This window comes from Streptomyces sp. CB02056 (assembly GCF_001905545.1).
Lineage (GTDB): Bacteria > Actinomycetota > Actinomycetes > Streptomycetales > Streptomycetaceae > Kitasatospora.
Genome location: NZ_LIPD01000029.1, coordinates 1 through 24819 on the forward strand (window position 1 = coordinate 1; position 24819 = coordinate 24819).

The window sequence follows — 24819 nt, forward strand, 5'->3', positions numbered from 1 at the left end:
TCAGGTCGAGGTCGCCGGGCTCGGTGTCGCCGCCGAGCCCGGCGATGCGCTCGCCCTCGACGGCGAGGCGGTCGCCCTCGACGACGCCGCCGGGCAGGACCAGCCGGGCACCGGCCAGGGTGGTGCGGTTCGTGACGGTCATGGATGGGTCCTGGATGCCGTTCGCGGGGAGGGGCGGAGTCTCGGGCGGGGGAACGCCGACCGCCCGGCCCACGGGAACCGGTCCGGTGGGCCGGGCGGCGCGGATCACGGCTGGACGGCCAGCGCGAACACGTGGATCGCCGCGGCGCGGGGCAGCGTGACGGAACGGATCGTCTTGCCGGGCGTCAGCGGGACGGTGTTGGTGAAGACGCCGTACCCGGTGCCGAAGTTGCCCGGCCCGGTGGGCGTGTTGCGGTGGTCCGTGGTGAACGCGGTCTTCGCGCCGTAGGCGTCGGTCGGGGTGCAGCACCAGTTGGGGAAGCCCAACTGGCCGCTGCTGGTGGTGCCGTCGGTGTAGGCGATGGTGACCGTGCCGGAGGCGAAGCCCGCTTCGGCGCCGAGGAAGCCCAGCGCGCTGCCCTGGCCGCTGAAGGTGATCTCCTGGCCTGCGGCCGACACGTTGTCGTTGGTGCCGGCGGCCGCGGACGGCCAGGTGAAGCTGAGGCCGTTGGCGTTGATCGTGGCGCCCGCGGTGGCGCCGACCAGGGCCAGGGCCTGCGCCGAGTAGCTGTTCCCGGCGCCGTCGAAGTCGCCGGGAGCGGTGTCGCTCTCGGCGGTGGCGCCGACGTTGTCGAACGCGGCCTCCAGCGACGGGTAGGGCACGGTCCGCACGATCGTCTGCTCACCGCTGACGGTGTCGACCCCGGCCGGCCGGGCCCGGTAGCTCGCGGTGGCGGTGATCGCCGTGGCCGTGGTGCCGGGAGCGCCCTGGGGGCCGTGCACCGTCACCGTGGCCGACGCGGTCGCGCCCGGTGCGATGCGCGGGAGCGTGACGGTCGCCGGGGTGACGGTCCAGTCGGCGGGGGCGCTGATCCGCACGCTGGTGTCGTTCAGCGCGACGGCGCCGTTGTCGGCCAGGGTGATCCGGTACGTCCCGGGCTCCTGGGCCGTGCTGACGTCCTGCCAGGTGACGGCGGTGGCGGGGGCCAGGCCGTGGGTCGCGCCGGGGTGGACCCGGTAGAGCACCGTGGCGTGCGGCGGCACGTTCGCGGAGATCACGCCGGCCGTCCCGACGGCCTTCTTCGTCACCAGGTCGTCGAGCCGGTAGCCGTCGGCGGCGGGCAGGCCCGCCCGGGCGGCGGTCGTGGTGATGGTCTGCGCGGTGTCGGAGGAGTTGAAGAGCGCGACCGCCCGGTCCCCTCCGGCCAGCGGCCTGCTCAGCACGTCGTAGCCGGTTCCGTGCTGGACGACCCGCCCCTGGACGCCCAGCCGGTCCTGGTCGACGGCGATGACGTCGCGATTGCCGAGCAGCTCCAGCGCGGCCGGGGAGAGACGGGTGAGGTCGGTGCTGGAGATCAGCGGCGCGGCCATCACGGCCCACAGCGAGATCTGGCTCTGCATCTCGTCCTGGCTGAGCCCGGAGTCGCCGGTGAGCAGGAAGTCGGGGTCGTTCCACCGGCCGGGGCGCTGCAGGTCGGCCAGTCCGACGTTGTAGCCGTAGTTGTACATGATCGACGCCCACTTCTCGGCGCCACTGGCCTGGCCGAGTGCGATGTCCGCGCCCTCCCGCCACAGGTTGCCGAGCGGCGCGGACCAGCGGATCACCGACTCCCAGTTCGTCGCGCCCTGGAAGTAGGCGGGCGCGGAGACCGAGAAGACCATCCTGCGGTGGGTGTCGAGCAGCGCCCGGCTCATCGCGGTGTAGGTGTCGCGGTAGCTCTGCTCCTCGGTCTCGCCGGGCTTGACCGGGACGTTGCAGCCGTCGAGCTTGACGTAGTCGACGGCCCAGGACGCGAACAGGTCCGCGTCCTGCTGCCAGTGGTCGAGGGAGCCCGGGTAGCCGCCGCAGGTGGCGGTCCCGGCGTCCTCGTAGATGCCGAACTTCAGGCCGAGGTCGTGGACTTGGCGTCCGATGTAGGCCATGCCGTGCGGGAACAGCCGCGGGTCGGCGACCAGGTTGCCCTGGGCGTCGCGCTGCTTGGACATCCAGCAGTCGTCGATGGTGACGGTGTCGTACCCCTTCTTCGCCAGCCCGGTGGAGACGAGGGCCCGGGCGTTGTCGAGGATGGTCTTCTCGTCGATCCCGCACTGGTAGTACGACCAGTCGTTCCAGCCCATGGGCGGTGTGGGGGCGTAGTTCGGGTACTCGGCGACGGTGCCGGACGGGGAGGGCTCCGCGGCGACCGCGGGCTGAGCCAGGAGCGTAGCGGTGGACACGGCGGCGAGCGCCGTACAGCAGGCGACGGTGGTACGGAGCCACCGGCGGAGGGCAGTTGACACGCTTCGACCTCACGGGATCTCGGGGTCAGGGCATGGATGGCTGCTGTTGGTCCCAGCCGGACCATTTGTACGGGGCCCTGCTCGCTCCTGACAAGATGACGGGCAGAATAAGCAATAACACGCACTCAATGGCAAAGTCCGAGCACGAGTGCACGTGGACCCGGCCCGGCCGAGCCGCCACCGGACGCAGGAGCGCGACCGGCCGACCGGTCGGGTCGGGGCCCGTTGGGGTCCTGGGATACTGGATCATGTCGCGGCCGACGGCTCCCCGGTCACCGACGCGAACGCCCCGGCGCCCCGCCCGGCCCTCGGCAGTGGCACCGGTACGTCCGGACCGCGGCAGGGTCGGCCTGCCGGAGGAAGCGGGAGCGGTCAGGCACCCGTTCGATCGAAAGGGCCTTCGTGGCTGATCAGAGTTTGCTCGCCCCGCAGCGCCAGGCGCTGATCCTGGAGGCCATCCGCAAGGCCGGCGCGGTGCGCGTCGCCGAGCTGGTCGAGCAGTTCGGCGTGTCGGACATGACGATCCGCCGCGACCTGGACGCGCTGGTCCGCCAGGGAGACGTGCGGAAGGTCCACGGCGGGGCCATCGCGGTGGGGACCGCCAGCACGGACGAACCCGGCTTCGACGTGAAGTCCGGGCTGGAGGAGAGCACCAAGGCCGCGCTGGCCGACGCCGCCGCGCAGCGGGTGGAACCGGGCAGCGTGGTGGCGCTGTCCGCCGGCACCACCACCTACGCGGTCGCCTCCCGGCTGCTGGAGGTGCCGGGGCTGACGGTCGTCACCAACTCCCTGCGGATCGCGGACCTGCTGTGGGCGGCGGAGAGCGACGGAGCGGAGACCGTTCCGTCGCTGCTGCTGACCGGTGGGGCGCCGACACGCTCCGCGGCCCTGGTGGGGGCTCTCGCGGACCAGACGATCCGCACCCTCCACGTGGACCTGCTCATCCTCGGCGTGCACGGCGTCAGCGAGCAGGCCGGACTCACCACCCCCAACCTCGCCGAGGCGCAGACCAACCGGGCCCTGATCGCCTCGGCCCGCCGCACCGTCGTGGTCGCCGACCACACCAAGTGGGGCGTGGTCGGCCTGAGCAGCTTCGCGGCCCTGACGGAGGTCGACTGCTTCATCACCGACGACGCCCTCCCCGCGGCGGCCCGCAACGCGCTCGCCGAGGCGGTCGGCGAACTCGTCGTGGTACCGGCCGCCGGCTGACCGGGGGCTCCGGGCCCCGCCCGGTCAGGCCAGTCGACGCGCCCCCGCCGAGGGGACGGCGGTGAAGGCGACGGGTGCGGCGAAGCCCGCGGAGCCGAAGGCCGACCGCACCGCGTCCGCGACCGCTGCCACGTCCGCCGCGGCCACCAGCGCGATGACGGAACCGCCGAAGCCGCCGCCGGTCATCCGGGCGCCCAGCGCCCCGGCGGCCACGGCGGCCTCGACCGCGAGGTCCGTCTCGGGGCAGGAGACCCGGAAGTCGTCGCGCAGCGAGGCGTGTCCGGCCGTCAGGACCGGCCCCAGCGCGGCGGTCCGCCCGCTGTCCAGGTGCTCGATCACCTCGGCCACCCGCCGGTTCTCGGTGACCACGTGCCGCACCAGCGGGGCGAGTTCCCCGGGGAGGCGCTCCAGGGCCGCGGTGAGGCCGGCGGCCGGCAGGTCGCGCAGCGCGGCCAGGCCGAGCAGGTCGGCGGCCCGCTCGCAGCCGGCCCGCAGGGCGGCGTAGGCGCCGTCGCCGAGGTCGTGCTTGACCCGGGTGTCGATCACCAGCAGCCGGAAGCCGGCCGCCTCCAGGTCGAGCGGGACGTGGCGCCGCTCCAGCGTCCGGGTGTCGAGGAGCAGCGCGGCACCGTCCGTGCAGCAGGCGGAGGCCATCTGGTCCATCACCCCGCAGGGCACGCCGACGAAGGCGTTCTCGGCCCGCTGGGCGACCAGGGCGAGGTCCGGCGCGGACAGGCCGAGCCCGTACAGGTCGTTCAGGGCGGCGGCCGTGGCGCACTCCAGGGCGGCGGAGGAGGAGAGCCCGGCACCGGCCGGCACGTCGCTGTCGACGGAGAGGTCGGCGCCGCCGATCGCGTGTCCGGCCTCGGCGAGGGCCCAGAACACGCCGGCCGGGTAGGCGGCCCAGCTGGTGACGACCCCGGGGGCCAGGCCGTCGAGCGCGAGGTCGGTGACGGTGCCGTCGCCCCGGGTGCTGTGGAACCGCACCCGGCCGTCCGCGCGGCGGCGGGCGGTGACCCTGGTGGTGTGCGGGAGGGCGATGGGCAGGACGAAGCCGTCGTTGTAGTCGGTGTGCTCACCGATCAGGTTCACCCGGCCTGGCGCGGCCCACACGCCGCTCGGCCGGGCGCCGTGGACGGCCTCGAAGTCGGTGGCGGCCCGGTCGATCATCTGCTCGGCTCCCGTACGTCGTGCGCGTGCGTCGTGGCGGCTCCCGTCGGTGCCTCCTTCGGCGGACGGGAGCCGATTTCGACATAATCAAACACCATCGGCCGCCGCAGTCAACACCTGCGGGTTTCGCATCGCGGCGCGGACCGGAAACGGTGCCCGATGCCTCGTCGGCAGGTCTACACCTGTTGACAAACGATCGAATATGTTTGATTCTGTTGGAGATCGGCGCAGACTGGCCGAACTCCCCCGCAGAAGGAGCACGGCGGTGCACAAGACCGCGACCAAGTTGGCCGACGGCCGCGAACTCGTCTACTACGACCAGGAGTTCGGCACGAACCGGAACGCCGTGGACGAACGCCCGCTGGAACCCTCCGCGAGCCTCTCCGAGACCCGCCTCGACCCGGTGCTCGGCGAGTGGGTGACCGTCGCCGCCCACCGCCAGCAGCGGACCTACCACCCCCCGGCCGGCGAGTGCCCGCTCTGCCCCTCCCGGAACGGACGGCTGAGCGAGGTCCCGGCGGCCGACTACCAGGTCGCGGTCTTCGAGAACCGCTTCCCCTCGCTCGCCCCGGACTCCGCCGCCCACGTCACCGCCCACGAGGACGACCCCCTGCGCACCCTCCGCCCGGGCACCGGCCGCTGCGAGGTGGTCTGCTTCGCCCCCGACCACGACGCCTCCTTCGCCGACCTGGACGAGGCCGGGGCCCGCCTGGTGCTGGACGCCTGGACCGACCGCACGGCCGAACTCTCCGCCCGGCCCGAGGTCCGGCAGGTGTACTGCTTCGAGAACCGCGGCGAGGAGATCGGCGTCACCCTGGCCCACCCGCACGGGCAGATCTACGCCTTCCCCTTCGTCCCCTCCCGCACCGCCCGGATGATCGGCCGCGCCGAGGCGTACCGGGCGAGCACCGGGCGGAACCTCTTCGAGGACCTCGTCGCCGCCGAACGGGCCGCCCCCGAGCGGCTGGTGCTCCGGGGCGGGCACTGGACGGCCTTCGTGCCCTTCGCCGCCCGCTGGCCGTACGAGGTCCACCTCTACCCCAACCGCCGGGTGCGCGACCTCACCGCGCTGAACGAGGCCGAGCGCGCCGAGTTCCCCGGCCTCTACCTCGACCTGCTGCGCCGCTTCGACCGGCTGTTCCCCGCTCCCGCCGGCTCCGCGCCGAACCGGACCCCGTACATCTCCGCCTGGCACCAGGCGCCGAAGGACGGCGGCGACGAACTCGCCCTGCACCTGGAGCTGTTCACCGTCCGGCGCGCTCCCGGCAGGCTCAAGTACCTGGCGGGTGTGGAATCCGGACTCGACGCCTTCGTCACCGATGTGAGTCCGGAGGCCGCCGCCGAGCGGCTGCGCGAGGCCGCGGCCGACTGACCCGGCCCACAGGAGGGCCCCGGCACGGCCGTCGATCGAGCCGTGCCGGGGTCGGGGTCAGGAGGTCGACCACCGCCGCGGCGGCGATCCGGTGTCCGGCTCCCGCGTCACCGCGGCGCCTGCGGAACGAGGGCGAGGGTCTGCTCGGCCGCCGTGCGGCCGCCGCCGACCGTGGAGCCGGTGGTGTCGCTCCAGGAGCGGGCGGGCACGGTCTCGGCGAGTCGGCCCGCTGTGCCGGACATGCCGATCACCAGACCGCTGTAACGGTTCACCAGCTGGCACCGGCCCTTCCCGGCCTTGCTGGGGAGGATGAACCACTGCTGCCCGACGGTGGCGCTCCCGCCGACGGCGCCGGTGGCGGTCAGCGCCGCGCCCCAGGCCCGGCCCGTAGTCGAGGTGGCGTCGACGCCCAGCAGCCGACCGGTGGCGGCGTTGACGATCCGGTAGGAGCCGTCGCCCTCGGCCAGGAACCGCCAGGACTCGCGGGCGGAGCCGGCCGCCCTGGCCGTGGAGGTGACGGCGGAGCCGCCGGCGCTCTGGGCGAGGACCCGGCCGTTGCCGCTCTGGATCCGGTAGGTCCTGGCCAGGTCGACCGGCGGGGCGGCCGGCGCGGACGAGCCGACGGTGAGCTCGACGTACTGGCCGTCCGAGCCGGCGCAGGCGAAGGAGCAGTACGACCGGAAGGTCCTGCCGACGATCGTGGTGCCGGTCAGGCTGGCGCTGTCCAGGAACCAGCGGTACCAGGAGGCGGTGTGGTAACCGCCGGTGTCGCCGAGCAGCGTCCACTTCTGGGTGGCCAGGTCCTTGGTGGCGTAGATCTGCTGCGGGGCGTTGCCGCTCTGGTCGACGGCCTGCGGAGTGCCGATGTAGAGGCCCAGGTAGGCGTCGTAGGCGATGTTCATGACGAACAGCGGCGTGCTCGGGGCGAGCGTGCCGGCCGCGATCTGCCGGCTGACGGTGCCGGGGTTGGCCGGGTCGTACTCCTTGGCCGGCGGGAGGTACCCGGTGGGGTTGGCGCCGTCGGCGGGCACCATGTCGCTCTCCAGGCCGCCGGCCCCGGGCTGCGACCACGCGCCGTCGTACCACTTCTGCCAGCTGCCCGGCGCCATCTTGGCGGACATCGGGGCCCGCGCGACGTGCTGCTGGAACGCGCCCCAGCTGCCGCCCTTGTCGACGATCCGGGAGCCGTAGAAGACGTAGAAGTATCCGGAGGCGGTGTCCACGAACAGTCGCTGGTCGCCGTCGCCGTAGGAGAAGGTCTGCTGCGGGAAGGCCGCGGTGTCACCTCGCGTGGTGCTGCGGGGCGAGGTGATCACGTGGTCCCTGATCGTCCAGGTCCGGCCCTGGTCGGTGGAGACGGCGTAGTCGATCGCGTCGTAGTGCAGGCCGTCGCCGAAGGGCTGGGGGGTGAACTCGTTGTGCACCAGCCCGTACCAGTCCCCGCTGTCCGGGTCGACCCAGACCCCGGCCAGGTCGCAGTAGTTCCGCTGGGCGTAGTGCGAACCCTGCGGCGCGTAGCTGGACTCCCGTCCGGTGGGGCTGTTGTTGCAGCGCGCCGTGGTGTCGTCGTTGCGGTCCGACGGGTCGGCGGGGTTGACGGCGTCGCTGATCGCGGCGGACCTGGTGGCGCTGTCGAAGTCCCGGCCGGTGAAGAAGTCCCACTGCCGGGAGTCGTTCGCGCCGTACAGCGAGTGCGACTGCTGGAAGTAGAACGTGCCGTCCTTGTCGGTGTAGGGACTGGCCTGGGTGTCGTCGGGGTAGGCGTACGAGCCGGTCCTGCCGACCGAGACCGTGTACGTCGCGGGGGCCGGCCTGCCGGCGGCGGGTGAGTCGGCGGACGGCCTGTCGGCGGACGCCGGTCCGGCGGCCAGGGTTCCGGCGGCGAGCGCCGCCAGGGCGGTGGCGGCGAGGACGCGGGCCCATCGGGTGGGTAGAGGTGGCACTGGTACTCCTCTTCCGTGGCGGGGCGCACGGTTGCGCCCCTGCTGTGGGGGTGCGGAACGGGAGAGTGGTCCGGGGCGGCGGGCGGTCAGCCGTCCGCCATGCGGAAGTCGTACTGCGGGGGCACCGGTGTGCCGGGGTGGACGGCGAGCCAGAGGGTGTCCAGGGAGAGCTCGCCCTCGCGCATGGTGTCGACCTGGATGCCCTCGGCCAGCAGCCGCCGGACCCGGTCGTCGTCGCCGAGGGCGTGCGCCGCCTCCGCCTCGGCCAGCCTGATCCGCCCGTGCGCCCGGTCGGCCGGGGAGAGCGCCTCGATCAGCGCGAGTGCCTCGGCGGGGCGCTCGGCGCGCCGCAGCGACTCCAGCGTCTCGATCGTCAACTCCCGTAGTTCCGGCCGGAGTCGGTGGGACGAGAGCAGGAGGTCGGCGGCCTCCCGCGGTTGCGGGGCGAGGAGGGCGAGCGCGCGCAGCGCCCACGGCGAGGCCTGGACGGCGACGGAGCGTTCGAACGCCTCGCGGGCGGACTCCCGTTCCCCGTCGGCCAGGCGCAGCAGCCCGAGCTGGTACAGCGCGTGCCAGTCCGTGGCGTTCGCCTCCAGCAGTCGCCGCCAGTGCGCCCCGGTGACCGGCTCGGCCGGCGGGTCGCAGACCGGGAGCGTGCCGGTCCTCAGGAGCCGCCGCCAGGGTTCCTGGGCGGCCGCCGGCTCGCCGAAGGGCAGGGCGGGCGAGGCGGGCAGGGCACCGGCCTCGATCTCCAGCGCGGCCCAGCCGTCGCCCTCGGACAGCACCTCCTCGGGCGCGCCGAACTCCCCGGCCCGGGCGTCGGCCCGCTCCAGCTCCAGCGGCGGGAGCAGCCGGTCCAGCGCCTGGCCGGCGGCCTTCCGGGCGGCGTCCCAACTCCCGTGCACCGCCGTGGGATCGGCCTGCAGCAGCCCGTACGCCTCGGTCCACGACCAGGTGGCGCCGGCGGGCATCGCCAGGTGCTCCAGCTGGGTGCGGGCCAGGCCCGCCTGGATCTCCAGGTAGGCGGAGTCCGGGCCGGAGAGCCACTCCTGCCAGTGCCTGCCGCCGGTGCCGGTGCCCCAGCAGAACAGCTTGCGTCCGCGCAGCCGGGCGGTGGAGGTCTGGACGAGCCCGGCGCCGGTGCCGTCCAGCGCGGCGATCCAGGGGCGTTCGCCGCCGGGGAGGTCGAGGAAGTAGTCCGCGGCGCGCGCCGCCCGGCCGGGGTAGCTGCGGTCGGCGCCGTCGGCCTCCGGGAAGGCCACCCGGCGCAGGTCGCTGACGTAGTCGCAGTGGAAGGCGTGGTCGGCCGGGCCGAGGACGCGCACGTCCCGGTCCTGGGGCACCGCGATGTTGGACCACCAGTAGACCGGTGTCTCGCTCGGCGCGGGGTTGTGCACGGCGATGCGGACGTAGAGCACCGGGGAGCCGGCGGGCAGCCAGCTGTCCATCCGCAGCACCAGGCGCCGCAGCCGCTCGAAGGCGTACATCCGCAGCACGGGGGTGCCGTCGGGCGCGCGCACCCGGACGGCGTGCAGCGGCTCGCAGGTCAGCGGCCAGTGCCCGGTGGCGCCGAGGTTCCACTCCACCCCGCCGGCCAGCCAGGCGTCGCGCAGGGCGAGGTTGGCGGGCTGCAGGATCCGGTTGCGGTGCAGCAGCTCCCGCCCGGTGGGGCGGTGGACCAGGGACCACAGCCGCCCGCCGAGGGAGGGCAGGAAGGTCGCGGTGAGGGTCTCGTTCTCCAGCACCACGCACGGGAGTTCGCGCTCGGTACGGACGCGGTCGTACCCGCTCTGTCGGGTGTACGGCAGCAGGGTGTCGGGCACCCCGTAGGCCAGGTTGCGGCGCATCTCGTCGTCGACCCCGGCGCCGGCGCCGGTCTGCCGGGGCAGGCCGTGCAGGATCGGCAGGGTGCCGCCGACCGGATCGGGGGTCCCGTCGATGCGGAGCGGGTCGGTGCGCAGGGTCGAGGTCACTTGCCGATCCCAACTGTCATGCCCTGGATGATCCGCGAGCCCATCCAGGAGAAGAGCGCGATCATCGGGGCGAGGATGATGCAGACCCCGGCGAACATCGTGCCGAAGTCCAGGCCGTTGAACTGCTGTGCCGCGACGAACGAGGAGAGCGCCACCGGGAGGGTGGTCGTTCCCTGGCTGTTCGTCAGGACGAGGGCGAACAGGGTCTCGTTCCAGGCGGTGATGAACTGCAGGAGGAAGGCGGTGACCAGTCCGCCCCGGGCGACCGGGAGCACCACCTGGACGAAGGTGCGCAGCGGGCCGGCGCCGTCCAGGACGGCGGCCTCCTCCAGCACGCCGGGGACGCCGCGGAAGAAGCCGGTCAGCAGGAAGACGGTGAACGGCATCGCCAGGCCGACGTAGACCAGCCCGAGGCCGAGGTCGCTGTCGGTCAGGTCCACCCGGGACAGGCCGACGAACAGCGGCACCACCAGGACCTGGCCGGGCACGCCGAGGCCCATGGCGAAGCTCATCGTCAGTGCCGAGGAGGTCCGCGAGCGGCGCCGGGCGAGGGCGTAGGCGCAGGGGGCGGCGAGGGCGACGGCGACCACGGAGGAGAGGCCGGCGGTGAGCACGCTGTTGAGGGCCGCCCGCGCGAAGCCGCCCTCGTCGAGCGCGGTGGTGTAGTTGCCGGTGTCCGGGCTGGTCGGCAGGCCGAAGCCGTGCCGCAGGATGTCGGGGCCGCTGCGCAGCGAGGTCAGCAGGATCCACAGGAGCAGCAGCAGGTCGGCGGCGACGACGATCCAGACGGCGGCCGTGCCGATCCTGCTCGCGGGTCCGGTGGGTCGGTTACTGCGTCGCACGGGAGGGACCTTTCCGGTTGGGTGCGGGGGGCCGGGACGCGACGGGTCAGTACTCGACCGGTTCGCGGCGCAGCAGGCGGCGCAGCACGACGGTGATCAGGGTGACCATGGCCAGGCTGACGATCGCGGCGGCGGTGGCCGTGCCCAGCCGGGGGACGGTGCCCTGCGGGAAGGCCTCGGCGTACACGTACACGGCGGTGTTCCAACTGCTCACCGGCGGATAGGCGTTGGTGCTGCCGCCGTAGAGCAGGATCAGCTCGAAGATCTTCACCGAGCTGACGGTCCACAGCACCGCGCAGACCGCGATGACGTCCCAGGCGCACGGCAGGGTGATGTGCCGGAAGCGCTGGAAGGGGCCGGCACCGTCGAGTTCGGCCGCCTCGTAGAGGTAGTCGGGGATCTGGTCGACCGCCGCCATGATGATGGAGGTGTAGTAGCCGGTCGCCGTCCAGACCAGGGTGCCCAGGACCATCGGGAGCAGGTTGTCCGTCGACAGCCACTTGGGCGGTGTGGTCACCCCGAAGACCTTCAGCGCCTGGTTGACCGGGCCGGTGGGCGAGAACAGGAATCCGGCGGCGATGCCGAAGACCATGCCGTTGACCAGCGAGGGGAAGAACAGCACCGACCGGGCGAAGAGCCTGGCCCGCATCTCGCGCAGCACCAGGGTCAGCGCGAAGCTGAGCACGAAGGTGATCGTGCCTCCGACGACCATCAGTTCGAGCGTGTTGAACAGCGAGGTGCGGAACCTCGGGTCCTGGAACAGCAGGAGGTAGTTCCGCGGGCCGCGCCACTCCATCTCGCCCATGCCGTCCCACGCGTACAGGCTGGTCCACAGGGCGTAGCCGACCGGGGCGACGAACAGCACCGCGTACACGATCAGCGCGGGGGCGGTGAAGGGCCAGAACACCCGGCGGCGCTGGCGCTCCAGCGGGCCGACGCCGGAGCGGACGGCGCGCTCGGGCCGGCCCGGGGCGGCGTCCGTCCGGGGCGGCTCCTCGATCGTCGTCGCCACCGTCAGCCCTGGGTCTGCCAGTAGGTGACCTGGTCGGCCTTGCACTTGGCGACGAACCGGTCGGCCGTGGTCCTGCCGTGCCAGAAGTCCAGGTAGTTCTCGTTCAGGACCTTGGGCAGCCAGCTGCCGGCCACCCCGTCGAAGGCGAGGCGCACGGTCGGGGCCTCCAGGGCCTTCTGGACGTCGGCCAGTTCGGCGGGGGCCGGGACGTCGCCGCGCGGGGTGAGGTTGCCCGCGGTGGTGGAGATCCCGGACAGGTGCTTCTTCTGCAGGAAGAAGGCGATGAACTTCTGCGCGGCGGCGGCGTTCCTGGCCCGCTTGGGGATGGCGAAGCCGAACAGGCCGGCGTCCGGGGTCTTCGCGCCGGGCGGCAGCATCGACGCCGTCCTCCAGCCGGGCGGGACCTGCTTGGCCACCTCGGCGGTGACGTAGTTGCCGTCCATGTAGAAGGCGGCCTTGCCGCCCGCCCAGTTGGTCTCCTGCGCGGGGTACTTGGTGGCGTCGTAGCCCTCGATCAGGTGGCCGCCCCTCACCAGCTGCTCCACCTGCCGCGCCGCGCCGAGGACCGCCGGGTCGTCCCAGGTCGCGCCGGTCCGGTCGGCGGCGAGCCGGGCGACGTTCACCCCCGCTCCGTCGAGCAGGTAGTCGAAGTACAGCGCGTTGCTCCAGGGATCCTCCCCCTCGGAGGCGACGCACGCCTTCCCGGCCGCCTTCAGCGCGTCGCAGGCCTTGAGCAGTCCGGCCCAGTCGGTGGGCGGACTCGGCATGGCGGCGGTGATCGCCGGGTCGGCCGCGTTGTAGAACATGGCGTTGGTGACGACCTCGTACGGGATCACGTAGTGGTTGGAGCCGGACGGGTCCTTCGGCAGCATGTCGAAGTACTTGGCCGGGAGGACCTGGGAGACCGGGACGTCCTCCTCGGGCACCCGCAGCTGCAGCACCGGCGAGAGGTCCAGTGCCTGGCCGGCCGCGGCGGTGGTGCCGTAGACCTTGTCGTCGGACTCGTCCCACAGGTCCGGGGCCCGGTTGGCGGCGATCGCCGGACCGATCTTCTTGGCGATGTCCCGGCCCGCCCAGGTGACGTCCACCTTGGCGCCGGTGGTGGCGGTGAAGTCGTCGATCGCGGCCTTCAGCACCTTGGCCTGCGGCTCGTCGGCGCGCCACATCGACCAGTAGGTGAAGCTGCCGGCGGCCTTCGCGCCGCCCTCCGAGCCGCTGCCGCAGGCGACCGCTCCGAGCGCGAGGGCGACGGCGGTGGCCGCCCCGACGACGCGGGCGGCGGGCATGGTCGTTCTCCCCATGGGTGGTTCCTCTCGGAGGCGCGAGATGCCGCGCGGACGTGTCGTCAGCCGGGGCCCGAGGACGGGGAGCGGCTGGATGGCTGGGACGATACGGTCGGGTTGACCGGTAAATCAAGAGTCCTTGCAAAAACCTGCTCAGGACTACGGGACCTCGACACCGTTCACGCAAGGAACTCTCAAGTGACGAGCCAGGGCGGTGGTTTGATCAATCTTGACGCCCCCTCACCGGTGCCCTACCTTTCACCGAAGGCAAGTTGACCGGTAAAGTCGAAGGATCCAGTCATGGTGACGATGCAGGACGTGGCCGAGCGCGCCGGGGTCACGAAGCAGACCGTCTCCAACGTCATCCGGGGGCGGGGGGCCGTGAGCCCGGCGACCGCGGCCCGGGTGCGCGCCGCGATCGGGGAACTGGGGTACACCCCCAACCTGGTCGCACGCTCCCTGGCCACCGGCGCCACCAGGACGGTGGGACTGTTCGTCCCCACCGTGACGGGCTCCTTCTACCCCGACATCGTCGAGGAGGTCGAGGACGTCCTCGACGCGAACGGCTACCACCTGCTGCTCTGCACCACCCGGCTCGACGGCGAGCGCGCCAAACGGCACCTGGCGGGCCTGACCAGCCGCTCGGTGGACGCCCTGCTGATCGCCGGCGACCGGGACCTGATCGACCACCTGCCGCTGCTGGCCGAGGCCTCCTTCCCGGTCGCCCTGTGCGCCTGGGAGACCGACGCCCCCGACCGCTTCCCGGTGGTCACCATCGACTACGAACGGGCCGGCTACCTCGCCGGGCGCCACCTGCGCGAACTCGGGCACGATCGCGTCGCGGTGCTCGCCAGCCCCGACCACGGCCCGCGGGTCGCGGGCTTCCGGCGCGCCTTCGCCGCCGACGGACTGACCGTCCCCGACGCCGCCGTCCACACGGCGTCCGAACCCACCCCCGCGGGCGGCTTCGCCGCGGCGACGGCGGCACTCACCGCCGACCCGACGATCACCGCGCTCTTCGCCACCCACGACGTCCTCGCCCTGGGGGCACTGGAGGCCGCCCGGGCCGAAGGCCGCTCCGTGCCCCGCGACCTGTCGATCGTCGGGCACGACGACAACCCGGAGGTCGGCGTGGCCCGACCGGCGCTCACCAGCGTGGCCATCCCCAAACGGGAGATGGCCCGGGAGGCGGTCGAGCTGCTGCTGCGCGCCCTCACCCGGTCCGGAAGCCCGGCCAACTCGATCCAGCTGCTGCGGCCCGAACTCGTCGTCCGGGACAGCACCGGCCCGGCCGACGGCCGCTGAACGGACCCGGCCCGGCTCCCCGGCGCCGCCCCGGCCACTGCATCGCGCCCGCGCCCGCGCCCGACGGTGCCACGCGGTTCCGCGCAGTTCCACGCAAAGATCGTCCCTCGCGCGCGCGGCACTAGACTTCCGCCATGCTCAAAGCCGACCGCACCTCCCGGATCCTCACGCACCTCACCGAGACGGGCAGCGCCGATGTGCACGAGCTGGCCGGGCTCCTGCGGGTGTCGGCGGCCACCGTCCGACGGGACCTCCAGGAGCTCCACGACCAGGGCCTGCTGCACCGCACCCGCGGCGGGGCGGTCACCGGCGCCGTCAACCTCGAACTGCCGCTGCGCCACAAGCACGGCACCCGGCAGGCGGAGAAGCGCCGCATCGCCCTGGCGGCCGAGCAGCTGGTGCCCGACGGCGCGGTGGTCGGCCTGACCGGAGGCACGACGACCAGCGAGCTGGCCCGCGTCCTGGCCGAACGCGGCGGGATCACCATCGTGACCAATGCCGTCAACATCGCGGCCGACCTGATCGTCCGGCCGGACATCCGCCTGGTGGTGGTCGGCGGCATCGCCCGGACCACCAGCTACGAACTGGTGGGGCCGGCCGCCGACCGGATGCTCGCGCAGTACCACCTCGACATCGCGTTCATCGGCGTGGACGGCCTGACCCCCCAGGAGGGCTGCACCACGCACGACGAGATGGAGGCCCAGACCGACCGGGCGTTCCTGCGCAGCAGCGCGCGGTCGGTCGTCCTGGCCGACAGCAGCAAGATCGGCCGGGTCACCTTCGCCCGGATCTGCCCGCTCTCCGACGTCCACGACCTGGTCACCGACGGCGAGGTCACGGCGGCGCAGGAGGAGGCGATCGCCGCCGACGGCGTACGGATCCTGCGCGCCTGACGCCGAGGCGCCGTCCTCACGGGCCCGGATCCCGAAGACCCGGCTCCCACCCGCACGCTGACGCCCGGCCGGTCCCACCGGCCGGGCGTTTCTGTCACCGCAACGGTTGACATGAACTCACTAAACCAGGAAGCTCTTTCGCATCTGCGCGAAATCACCTCCAATCAAGCATTTCCAATCAGTCGATCAAGCGCATACGAAGGCGGCAACCGCGGTGGACGACCGTGTGCCGGCGCTCCCCGCGGTGTGCGCCGTCGGCGCCTCCCCGCTCGCCCGGGCGAGTCCGGCACGCCCTGACCACCGGCCCCCCGACCACCCGCCCCTCGAACGCCGAACGGAGACACCACCGTGCGTCCACTCCGGCCCCACCTCCGCAGGGCCGCCCTCCTGGCGGCCCTGGCCGTCCTCCCCGCCCTGGCCGGGCCCGCCCTCCCCGCCCGCGCCGCGGCCCCCGCCTCCGCCGTCCTCGACCAGGGCCACCGGAGCGTCACCTGGCAGAGCCCGCAGTACGCCAAGGGCACCCTCGGCAACCCCGCCAGCTGTCCTCCGGCCACGCAGGACCCGGGCGGCACGGTCTGCGACCACTTCGACCTGACCGTGAACGTGCCGGCCGGGTACTGGGACGACAACCCGGAGGGCGGCGTCCCGGTGTCCGTCCGCTGGCAGAACCCCACCGACGACTTCGACCTCTACGTCTACGACGCCGGCGGCAAGCAGGTGGCCACCAGCGCCGGCACCGCCGACCCGGAGGCCACGGTGATCCCGAAGGCCTCGGGCACCTACCACGTCCTGGTGGTCCCCTACGACGTCCACGGCGGCTCCTACACCGGTACGGCCTACCTGCCACAGACCGCCGACGCCGGCGACCTGACCGGCTTCGGCGGCTCCCAGGGCAGCTACGACATCTCCGCGGGCACCCTGAAGGCCCGGGTCGACTTCCTCGCCGACGACCAGCTGCGCCTGCGCGCCGCCCCGGACGGCGTCCTCACCGATCCGGCGGGCAGCACGATCGTCCGCAAGCAGCCCGAGCCGCAGCGCGACACCAGCACCTTCGACGCCGGCGCGTACTACGGCATCCGCTCCAAGGGCCTGGTCCTGCGGGTCTACAAGCACCCGCTGCGGTTCGGCCTGTACAAGGCCGACGACCGCACCGCCCTCTGGCAGGAGAGCGCCCCGCTGCGCTGGAGCACCGGCGGACTGCGGCAGAGCCTGGAGCGCGGCGCGGACGAGCAGTTCTTCGGCGGCGGCGAGCAGAACGGCTCCTTCTCCCACCGCGACCGGACCGTCCACGTCGCCAACGGCACCGACTGGAACGAGGGCGGCTGGAACAACTCCCAGCCGTTCTACGTCTCCACCGCCGGCTACGGCGTCTTCCGCAACACCTTCACGCCCGGGATCTACGACTTCGGCTCGCCCGTCCGCACCGGGCAGCAGGAACGCCGCCTGGACGCCTACTACTTCACCGGTGACGTCAAGGCGGTGATCGGCCGGTACACCGACCTGGTCGGCAAGCCCTTCATGCCGCCGGTCTACGGGCTGGAACCCGGCGACGCCGACTGCTACCTCCACAACGCCAACCGCGGCGAGCGCCACACCCCGGACGCGCTGAAGGTCGCCGACGGCTACGTGGACCACCAGATGCCGCTGGGCTGGATGCTGGTCAACGACGGCTACGGCTGCGGCTACGAGAACCTCGCGCAGACCGGCACGGGCCTGCGCAGGGACCACGCCCAACTCGGTCTGTGGACCCAGAACGGCCTGCCCGACCAGGCCGAGGAGGTCAAGGCCGGCGTACGGGTGCGCAAGCTCGACGTGGCCTGGGTCGGCAACGGCTACGACTTCGCGCTGAACGCCTGCGACCAGGCCAAGGCCGGCATCGAGGACGGCAGCGACGCCCGCGGCTTCGTCTGGCTGCCGGTCTCCTGGGCCGGCGCGCAGCGCTGCGGCGTGCTGTGGAGCGGTGACCAGAGCCTGTCCTGGGACTACATCCGCTGGCAGATCCCGACCTACGCCGGCGCCACCATGTCCGGCATCGCCTACAACACCGGCGACGTCGGCTCGATCTACCGCCGGGACCCCGCGATGTACACCCGCGACCTGCAGTGGAAGGCCTTCCTCCCGGCGATCATGACCATGGACGGCTGGGCCCGGGACATGACGGGCACGCAGCAGCGGGACCAGCAGCCCTGGCTGGACGGCGAGCCGTACACCTCGATCAACCGCAAGTACCTGCAACTCAAGGAACGGCTGCTGCCGTACATGTACACCCTCTCCGCGGAGGCCGCCCGCACCGGCGTCGGCGCGGTCCGCCCGCTCGCCCTGGAGTACCCGCACGACCCGAACGCCCTCGGCCCGAACGCGACGTACGAGTTCCTGGCCGGGCCCGACCTCCTGGTCGCGCCGGTCTACTCGGACACCGCCGTGCGCGACGGCATCTACCTGCCCGAGGGCACCTGGACCGACTACTGGACCGGCCGCACCTACCAGGGCCCGACCACGGTCAACGGCTACTCCGCCCCGCTCGACACCCTGCCGCTGTTCGTCCGCGGCGGCGCGATCGTCCCGATGTGGCCCAAGGGCACGCTGTCCTGGGAGAACCGCGACCGCTCCGAACTCGGCTACGACCTCTACCCGAAGGCCTCGGGCGACTCCTCCTACACCCTGTACGAGGACGACGGCGTCACCCGGCAGTACGCCGCCGGCTCCTCGGCCACCCAGCAGGTCGACGTGCACACCGGTCGCGCCGTCACCAACATCCGCATCGGCGCCAGTGACGGCGACTACGCCGGCAAGCCGGCCGAGCGCTCGTACCGCCTCACCGTGCACGGCCGCCCCGCACCGCGCCTGGTGGCCACCGACGCGGGCCCGCTGCCCCGGCGGGACTCGGCCGCCGCGCTCGACGCGGCCGACTCGGGCTGGTACCACGACGCCGCCACCGGGGTGACGACGGTCCGGACGCCGTCCGTCCCCACCGGCGACGGCTTCTCCCTCAACCTGGTCCACGGCGGCAACTGACCGCACCACCGCGAGGGGCTTCCGCCCCGGTACGGCGAGGGCCCCGCCTGCTCGGCGGGGCCCTCGCCGGGTTCTCCCACCTCCGCGGGGCCGAGGGGCAGGGGGCTCCGGACCGGCCTCCGCGCACACCGGGCCCGGACGGGGGCAGCAGCCCGTACGGTCCCAAGATCCGTTCCTTGATGGAAACTTGACGAACCGCAGCCCTTCCCGGGTCTTCTCAGTCTCCGCGAAATCCGTCTAACTGTTAGCACCCGGCGGGGCAGGGCCAGCAGCACGCGGCCGAAGCCCACGGACGCCGGTGCCTTCCCGGCGTCGGGAAAGCCGCTCACGCTTGCCCGGTCCCGGCACCGCCATGCCCGCGTCGGCGAACCGTCGGATCGCGCAAGGAAAGCACTCGCTGGTGTTCACGTGGGGTGAGAGGGGCATGCCCAGGATGACGAAGTCCACAGGAGCGCGCAGACTCGCACAAGTGGTGGCGCTGGTCACGGTCGTGGCGACCGCCGCGGCCTGCACCAGCGGCAGCGGCGGCGGGGGCGGCAGCGGCAGCAGCCCGGGGCCGGTCGGGGCCCCGGTCCAGGGCGGCGTGGTGCGGGTCGCCGAGGCGCCCTCCACCTTCCCGGACGCCATCTGGCCGTTCGACTCCGCGGCCCAGGTCAGCACGGTGAACACCAGCCAGTTCCAGGAGCTGTTCTACCGCCCCCTGTACTACTGGGGGCTGAACGACAAGGTCGCCCTGGACCCGGAGGTGTCCCTCGGCGAGGCGCCCGCCTGGAGCCCGGACGGGAAGACCGTCACCATCCGGGTCAAACCGTGGAAGTGGTCGAACGGCGAGGACGTCACCGCCCAGGACGTGCTGTTCTGGATCAACATGGCCAAGGCCGAGACGTCCAACAGCGGCTACTACACCCCGCCGAACCCGGCGATCGGCGCCAAGTACTTCCCGGACAACGTGGCCTCGGCGACCGCCTCCGGCCAGACGCTGACGCTGACCCTCGACACCCCGGTCAGCCAGACCTGGTTCACCGACGACGAGCTCAGCCAGATCACCCCGATGCCGCTCGCCTGGGACCTCACCGGCCCCGGCCAGAAGGGCGGTTGCGCGAACGACGCGTTCGGCTCGGACGCCGCCATGGCCGACTGCGCCGCCGACTACGCCTACCTCAGCGCGCAGTCGACCAAGGGCGGCGACTTCGCGGGCAGCCCGCTGTGGTCGGTGGTCGACGGCCCGTGGAAGCTCAAGACCTACAACGGCACCTCCGGCGCGTACGCGATCGTGCCGAACACCGCCTACTCGGGACCGCAGAAGCCCTACCTCGACGAGGTGGACTTCGTCCCGTACACCTCGGACACCACCGAGTACGCGGACCTGAAGGCCGGCAGCGGCGGCGCCAACGCCATCGACGTCGGCTACCTGCCGGCCGAGGACTCCCCGACCTTCAACGCCAAGAACCCGGACGCCGGCAACCCGCTGAGCGGCGCGGGCTACTACATCCCGGCCCCGACCTACCTGGACGAGATCTCGTACTACCAGATCAACTTCGCCAACCCGGACGTGGGGCCGCTGTTCAAGCAGCCCTACTTCACCAAGGCGGTCCAGGACACCGTGGACCAGCAGGGCATCATCAACGGCATCTGGAAGGGCTGGGGCTACCCGAGCACCGGCGCCGTGCCCAGCCTCCCGGCCGGCAACCCGCTCTCCCCCAAGAGCCAGTCCGAGAAGGCCACCTACGACCCGGCGGCCGCCAAGCAGCTGCTGCGCGGCCACGGCTGGAACACCGACAGCACCCCGGCCACCTGCACGAACCCGGGCACCGGCCCCGACCAGTGCGGGGCCGGCATCGCGGCGGGCACCAAGGCCGCGTTCACCATGAACTACCCCTCCGGCCAGGCCGCCCTGGACACCATGGCGGCGGACATGCGCTCGGACGCGGCCAAGGCGGGCATCGGCATCACCGTCGTCAGCCAGACCCAGAACACCATCGGCAACGAGGGCGTGGCCTGCACCGCCGCCCAGCCGGCCGGATGCCAATGGCAGGCCCTGCTCTACGGCGGCTGGGTCTTCGCCCCCGACTACTACCCGACCGGCGACGCGCTGTTCGCCACCGGGGCCGGGCCGAACGTCTGGAGCTTCTCCGACCCGAAGCTGGACCAGCTGATCGTCAAGACCACCACCGGCAGCGACGTCAACGACCTGTACGCCTACGAGGACTACATCGCGGGCGACCAGCCGGTGATCTACACCCCCAACACGCTCACGGTCAGCGAGGTCACCAGGAAGCTGCACGTCGACGCCGGCGACCCCTTCCAGGGCTACGAGCCGGAGTACTGGTACTACACGAAATGACGGCCACCCGTGAGCGCGCCGCGGCCCCCCTCGGGGGGCGGCGGTGACGGCCTACCTGATCCGTCGGCTGTTCCAGGCCCTCGTGACGGTGCTGATGGTCACGGTCATCTCCTTCGGCCTGATGCAGCTCATGCCGGGCGGCCCGGTCCGGGCGATCCTCGGCTCCCACGCCACCCCGGCCACCATCGCCCACCTGACCCACCAGATGGGCCTGGACCGCCCGGTCTACATGCAGTACTGGACCTGGCTGGACGGCCTGCTCCACGGCGACCTCGGCTTCGACTACATCCAGCAGCGCCCCATCTCCGACCTGCTGTTCAACGCCCTCGGCGCCTCCGCCTACATCGTCGGCGCCTCGCTGCTGATCGCCCTGCTGATCGCGGTACCGGCGGGCCTGCTCCAGGCCACCCGCCGCAACGGCGCGCTGGACCACGCCTTCACGGTGTTCTCCTTCATCGCCTATGGGGTGCCGACCTTCTTCATCGGCTTCCTGATCCAGCAGTGGTTCGAGGACGACCTGAAGTGGGTCTCGGTGCACGACCAGGTGGCCACCTTCGGCGAGGCGCTGACCCACCCCGGGGCCGTCTGCCTGCCCGTCCTGACCCTGACCCTCACCACCGTGGCCGGCTACAGCCGCTACATGCGCTCCGGGGTGCTGGACCAGATCACCCAGGACTACGTCCGGTCCGCCCAGGCCAAGGGCGCCTCCCGGCGCCGCACCCTGTACGGCCACGTCCTGCGCAACGCCCTGATCCCGATGGTCACCCTGGTCGGCCTCTCGATGCCCGCGCTGGTCGGCGGCGCGCTGATCGTCGAGTACGTCTTCAACATCCAGGGCATCGGTCTGCTGACCACCCGCGCCGCGCTGCAGAGCGACTACGGCATCACCCTGGCCGCCACCCTGCTCACCGCGGTGGCCACCGTGGTCGGTTCGCTGCTGGCCGACCTCGGCTACGCCGTGCTGGACCCCCGAGTGAGGCTCACCTGATGGCCCCGACACCCGGTACTCCGTCTCGTCCCCCGTCTCGTCCCCCGACTGGCACGACACCCGGCGCGGCGCCCGGTACGACGCCCGGCCGGCTCGACGCCCCCGGCGGGGAGCCCGCCGGGCGGCCCCGCTCGATGCTCCGGCGCGGCGCGGAGGTCTTCGCCGAGAACCGGCTCGCCCTGGTCGCCGTCGCCGTCCTGGTCGCGATCACCGCGTTCTGCTTCCTCGGCCCGCTGTTCTACCGCGCCGACACCTCGGTGGTGAACCTCTCCGCCGTCACCCTGCCGCCGGGCGCCGGGCACCCGCTCGGCACCGACAACGACGGCATCGACGAGCTCGGCAAGGTGATGGCCGGCGGGCAGACCAGCCTGGAGATCGGCCTCGCCGCCGGCCTGATCGCCGCCGTCATCGGCGCGCTGTACGGCGCCGTCGCGGGCTACCTGGGCGGCTGGGTCGACGCGCTGATGATGCGGGTGATCGACTCCTTCATGTCCTTCCCGCTGATCTTCCTGCTGATCTACCTCAGCAGCGTCTACGGGAAGAGCAAGACCATGCTGATCCTGGAGGTCGGCCTGACCTCCTGGTTCGGCATCACCCGCCTGGTCCGCGGCGAGGCCCTGGCGATCAAGGTCCGGGACTACGTCTCCGCGTCCCGGATGATGGGCGCGGGCGGCGGGCGGATCGTGCTGAAGCACATCCTGCCCAACACCATCGGGACCACGATCGTCAACACCACGTTCTCGATCGCCGACGCGGTCTTCGCCCTCTCCACCCTCAGCTACATCGGCCTGGGCCTCCAGGCCCCCGACAACGACCTGGGCGGCATGCTCGACGTCGGCACCAACTACGCCGGCCAGGGCTACTGGTGGATGATCTACCCGCCCGCCGCCGTGATCATCCTGCTCATCCTCTGCTTCAACGTGATCGGCGACGCCCTGCGCGACGCCTTCGAAACCCGCCTGCGGAAACGGTGAACCGACGGAGGTTCCGGCAGTGGCGCTCCTCGAAGTGACCGGCCTGCGCACCGAGATCCGACTGAAGCACTCGGTGGTGCGGGCCCTGGACGGCGTCGACCTCGCGGTGGACGCGGGCGAGACCCTCGGCATCGTCGGCGAGTCGGGCTGCGGCAAGACCATGACCGCCATGTCGATCATGCAGCTGCTGCCGAACGGCGGCAGCGTCGTCGGCGGCAGCGTCCTGCTCGACGGCCGTGACCTGCTCGCGCTCGGCCCCACGACGATGGACCGGGTACGCGGCAACGACATCGGGATGATCTTCCAGGACCCGACCACCTCGCTCAACCCCACCATGACCATCGGCCGGCAGATCTCCGAGTCCGTCCGCATCCACCGCCGGGCCTCCCGCAAGGAGGCGCACGAACGCGCCGTCGAGGTGCTGTCCCTGGTCGGCATGCCCAGCCCGGCCCGGCGGGCCCTGGTCTACCCGCACGAACTGTCCGGCGGCATGCGCCAACGGGCCATGATCGCCATGGCCCTGGCCAACGAACCCAAACTGCTCATCGCCGACGAGCCGACCACCGCCCTCGACGTCACCGTCCAGAAGCAGATCCTCGAACTCATCGACCACCTCAAGCAGCAGCTCGGCATGGCCGTCATCCTGGTCACCCACGACCTCGGCGTCATCGCCGGACGGGCCGACCGGATCGCCGTCATGTACGCCGGGAAGGTCGTCGAGACCACCGGCACCGAGGCGCTCTACGGCAACCCCCGCCACCCGTACACCGAGGCGCTGTTCGCCTCGCTGCCGGAACGCTCCGCCCGCTCCGGCGGCCGGCTCTACTCGATCCCCGGCCTGCCGCCGGACCTGACCACTCCCCCGCCCGGCTGCCGCTTCGCCGCGCGCTGCCGCTACGCCACCGAGCAGTGCCACGCGCAGGATCCGCCGCTGTCCGGGGAGGTCCCGGAACACCGCTACGCGTGCTACTTCCCGGTCGGCGAGGCCGGATCGGGCGTCCGGCCCACAGCACGGACGACGGCTGTACAGGCTCCGGCGGTGACCGACGAGGTGACGGCAGCGGCCGACGGCCCGGCGGCCGAACCGCTGCTGCGCGTCGAGCACCTGGTCAAGCAGTACCCGGTCACCAACGGCCTCGTCCTGCGCCGGACCGTCGGCGCCGTCAGCGCCGTCGCCGACCTCTCCCTGACCGTCCGCCGGGGAGAGACGCTCGGCCTGGTCGGCGAGTCCGGCTGCGGCAAGACCACCGTCGGCAAACTCATCGTCGGCCTGGAGAGGCCCACCAGCGGCAGCCTGGTGTTCCAGGGCCGCGACCTCGCCCTGGCGCCACGGGCCGAGCGGCGCCGGCTGCGCCGCGACGTCCAGCTGATGTTCCAGGACTCCTACGCGGCCATGAACCCGCGGATGCCGGTCCACTCGATCATGCGCGAACCGCTCGACATCCACCGGGTCGACGGCCCGGCCGAGCGCGACCGGCGGATCCGGCAGATCTTCGACCTGGTCGGCCTGCCGCTCACCGCCCTCGACCGCTACCCGCACGAGTTCTCCGGCGGCCAGCGCCAACGCATCGGACTGGCTCGCGCCTTGGCCCTCAGCCCCCGGCTCATCGTCGCCGACGAGCCCGTCTCGGCCCTCGACGTGTCGATCCAGTCCCAGGTGCTCAACCTGATGCGCGACCTCCAGGGCGAACTCGGCCTGTCGTACCTGTTCATCTCGCACGACCTGTCCGTGGTCCGCTACCTGTCCGACCGGATCGGCGTGATGTACCTCGGCAAGCTGGTGGAGATCGGCCCCGCGCCGTCGGTGTACGCCAGCCCGGTGCACCACTACACCCGCGGCCTGCTCGACACCGTCCCCGTCGCCGACCCGGCGGTGGAACGGGCCAGGAGCAACCGGGGCGTCGCCGGGGAACTCCCCTCCGCGATCGACCCGCCGTCCGGCTGCCGCTTCCGCACCCGCTGCGCGGCGGCGCAGCAGATCTGCGCCGAGGTCGAACCGCCGCTGACCGCCTACGGCCCCGACGACCACCTGGCCGCCTGCCACTTCCCCCTGCGGCCCTCACCACCCGGGTGAA

16 protein-coding genes are annotated in these 24819 nt (G+C 72.4%); 9 read left to right on the forward strand and 7 right to left on the reverse strand.

Annotated features, from left to right (window positions below):
* Nucleotides 1-246: 246 nt before the first annotated feature.
* Nucleotides 247-2421 carry an NEW3 domain-containing protein gene (locus AMK13_RS40430; protein WP_079272962.1) on the reverse strand — a complete coding sequence of 725 codons (2175 nt, stop codon included), beginning with the start codon at nucleotides 2419-2421 and terminating at the stop codon, nucleotides 247-249.
* Between the two features lie 402 nt (nucleotides 2422-2823).
* Here AMK13_RS40430 and AMK13_RS40435 point away from each other — a divergent pair, with 402 nt between their 5' ends.
* Entirely contained in the window at nucleotides 2824-3630 is an 807-nt protein-coding gene (locus AMK13_RS40435) for a DeoR/GlpR family DNA-binding transcription regulator (protein ID WP_049649304.1), read from the forward strand.
* Between the two features lie 24 nt (nucleotides 3631-3654).
* Here the strand turns inward: AMK13_RS40435 and galK are convergent, their stop codons facing one another.
* Nucleotides 3655-4800: a galactokinase gene (gene galK / locus AMK13_RS40440; RefSeq protein WP_074006476.1), complete on the reverse strand. Its 1146-nt coding sequence runs from the start codon at nucleotides 4798-4800 to the stop codon at nucleotides 3655-3657.
* Between the two features lie 265 nt (nucleotides 4801-5065).
* On the opposite strand from galK, the gene galT reads away from it, so the two are divergent.
* Nucleotides 5066-6172 (forward strand): galactose-1-phosphate uridylyltransferase, encoded by a 1107-nt coding sequence (gene galT / locus AMK13_RS40445; RefSeq protein ID WP_074006477.1) that lies wholly within the window; start codon nucleotides 5066-5068, stop codon nucleotides 6170-6172.
* 107 nt (nucleotides 6173-6279) lie between these two features.
* Here the strand turns inward: galT and AMK13_RS40450 are convergent, their stop codons facing one another.
* From AMK13_RS40450 to AMK13_RS40470, 5 genes are all read right to left on the reverse strand, one after another.
* A complete protein-coding gene (locus tag AMK13_RS40450; protein ID WP_079272963.1) occupies nucleotides 6280-8115 on the reverse strand; it encodes an RICIN domain-containing protein in 1836 nt (611 codons plus the stop codon).
* 86 nt (nucleotides 8116-8201) lie between these two features.
* Nucleotides 8202-10088, reverse strand: coding sequence for a DUF5107 domain-containing protein (locus AMK13_RS40455; RefSeq protein ID WP_074006478.1), 1887 nt, complete (start codon nucleotides 10086-10088; stop codon nucleotides 8202-8204).
* Nucleotides 10085-10930 carry a carbohydrate ABC transporter permease gene (locus tag AMK13_RS40460; RefSeq protein ID WP_074006479.1) on the reverse strand — a complete coding sequence of 282 codons (846 nt, stop codon included), beginning with the start codon at nucleotides 10928-10930 and terminating at the stop codon, nucleotides 10085-10087. Before AMK13_RS40460 ends, AMK13_RS40455 begins: the two co-directional genes overlap by 4 nt.
* A gap of 46 nt (nucleotides 10931-10976) precedes the next feature.
* A complete protein-coding gene (locus tag AMK13_RS40465; protein WP_241853245.1) occupies nucleotides 10977-11942 on the reverse strand; it encodes a carbohydrate ABC transporter permease in 966 nt (321 codons plus the stop codon).
* Between the two features lie 2 nt (nucleotides 11943-11944).
* The gene (locus AMK13_RS40470) at nucleotides 11945-13243 is read right to left on the reverse strand and encodes an ABC transporter substrate-binding protein (RefSeq protein WP_079272964.1); all 1299 of its coding nucleotides are present in this window, start codon (nucleotides 13241-13243) and stop codon (nucleotides 11945-11947) included.
* Nucleotides 13244-13525: 282 nt separating this feature from the next.
* On the opposite strand from AMK13_RS40470, the gene AMK13_RS40475 reads away from it, so the two are divergent.
* From AMK13_RS40475 to AMK13_RS40505, 7 genes are all read left to right on the forward strand, one after another.
* On the forward strand, nucleotides 13526-14530 hold the full coding sequence (locus AMK13_RS40475; RefSeq protein WP_074006481.1) for a LacI family DNA-binding transcriptional regulator: 1005 nt from the start codon (nucleotides 13526-13528) through the stop codon (nucleotides 14528-14530).
* A gap of 134 nt (nucleotides 14531-14664) precedes the next feature.
* Entirely contained in the window at nucleotides 14665-15423 is a 759-nt protein-coding gene (locus tag AMK13_RS40480) for a DeoR/GlpR family DNA-binding transcription regulator (protein WP_049649312.1), read from the forward strand.
* 348 nt (nucleotides 15424-15771) lie between these two features.
* Nucleotides 15772-18438, forward strand: a complete 2667-nt coding sequence (locus AMK13_RS40485) for a glycoside hydrolase family 31 protein (protein WP_074006482.1) — start codon at nucleotides 15772-15774, stop codon at nucleotides 18436-18438.
* A gap of 433 nt (nucleotides 18439-18871) precedes the next feature.
* Nucleotides 18872-20782, forward strand: a complete 1911-nt coding sequence (locus AMK13_RS40490; RefSeq protein ID WP_143204772.1) for an ABC transporter substrate-binding protein — start codon at nucleotides 18872-18874, stop codon at nucleotides 20780-20782.
* Nucleotides 20783-20825: 43 nt separating this feature from the next.
* Nucleotides 20826-21770: an ABC transporter permease gene (locus AMK13_RS40495; protein WP_079272966.1), complete on the forward strand. Its 945-nt coding sequence runs from the start codon at nucleotides 20826-20828 to the stop codon at nucleotides 21768-21770.
* A gap of 134 nt (nucleotides 21771-21904) precedes the next feature.
* Nucleotides 21905-22744: an ABC transporter permease gene (locus AMK13_RS40500; RefSeq protein WP_074006483.1), complete on the forward strand. Its 840-nt coding sequence runs from the start codon at nucleotides 21905-21907 to the stop codon at nucleotides 22742-22744.
* A 19-nt stretch (nucleotides 22745-22763) separates the two neighbouring features.
* Nucleotides 22764-24818: an ABC transporter ATP-binding protein gene (locus AMK13_RS40505; RefSeq protein ID WP_074006484.1), complete on the forward strand. Its 2055-nt coding sequence runs from the start codon at nucleotides 22764-22766 to the stop codon at nucleotides 24816-24818.
* Nucleotide 24819: the final 1 nt, after the last annotated feature.

What these genes read in the sequence shown, in the direction of transcription:
- AMK13_RS40490 (WP_143204772.1), top strand. Translation starts at nt 18,872, where the DNA reads ATGACGAAGTCCACAGGAGCGCGCAGACTCGCACAAGTGGTGGCGCTG.
- galK (WP_074006476.1), bottom strand. Translation starts at nt 4,800, where the DNA reads ATGATCGACCGGGCCGCCACCGACTTCGAGGCCGTCCACGGCGCCCGG.
- AMK13_RS40475 (WP_074006481.1), top strand. Translation starts at nt 13,526, where the DNA reads ATGGTGACGATGCAGGACGTGGCCGAGCGCGCCGGGGTCACGAAGCAG.
- AMK13_RS40480 (WP_049649312.1), top strand. Translation starts at nt 14,665, where the DNA reads ATGCTCAAAGCCGACCGCACCTCCCGGATCCTCACGCACCTCACCGAG.
- AMK13_RS40500 (WP_074006483.1), top strand. Translation starts at nt 21,905, where the DNA reads ATGCTCCGGCGCGGCGCGGAGGTCTTCGCCGAGAACCGGCTCGCCCTG.
- AMK13_RS40470 (WP_079272964.1), bottom strand. Translation starts at nt 13,243, where the DNA reads ATGGGGAGAACGACCATGCCCGCCGCCCGCGTCGTCGGGGCGGCCACC.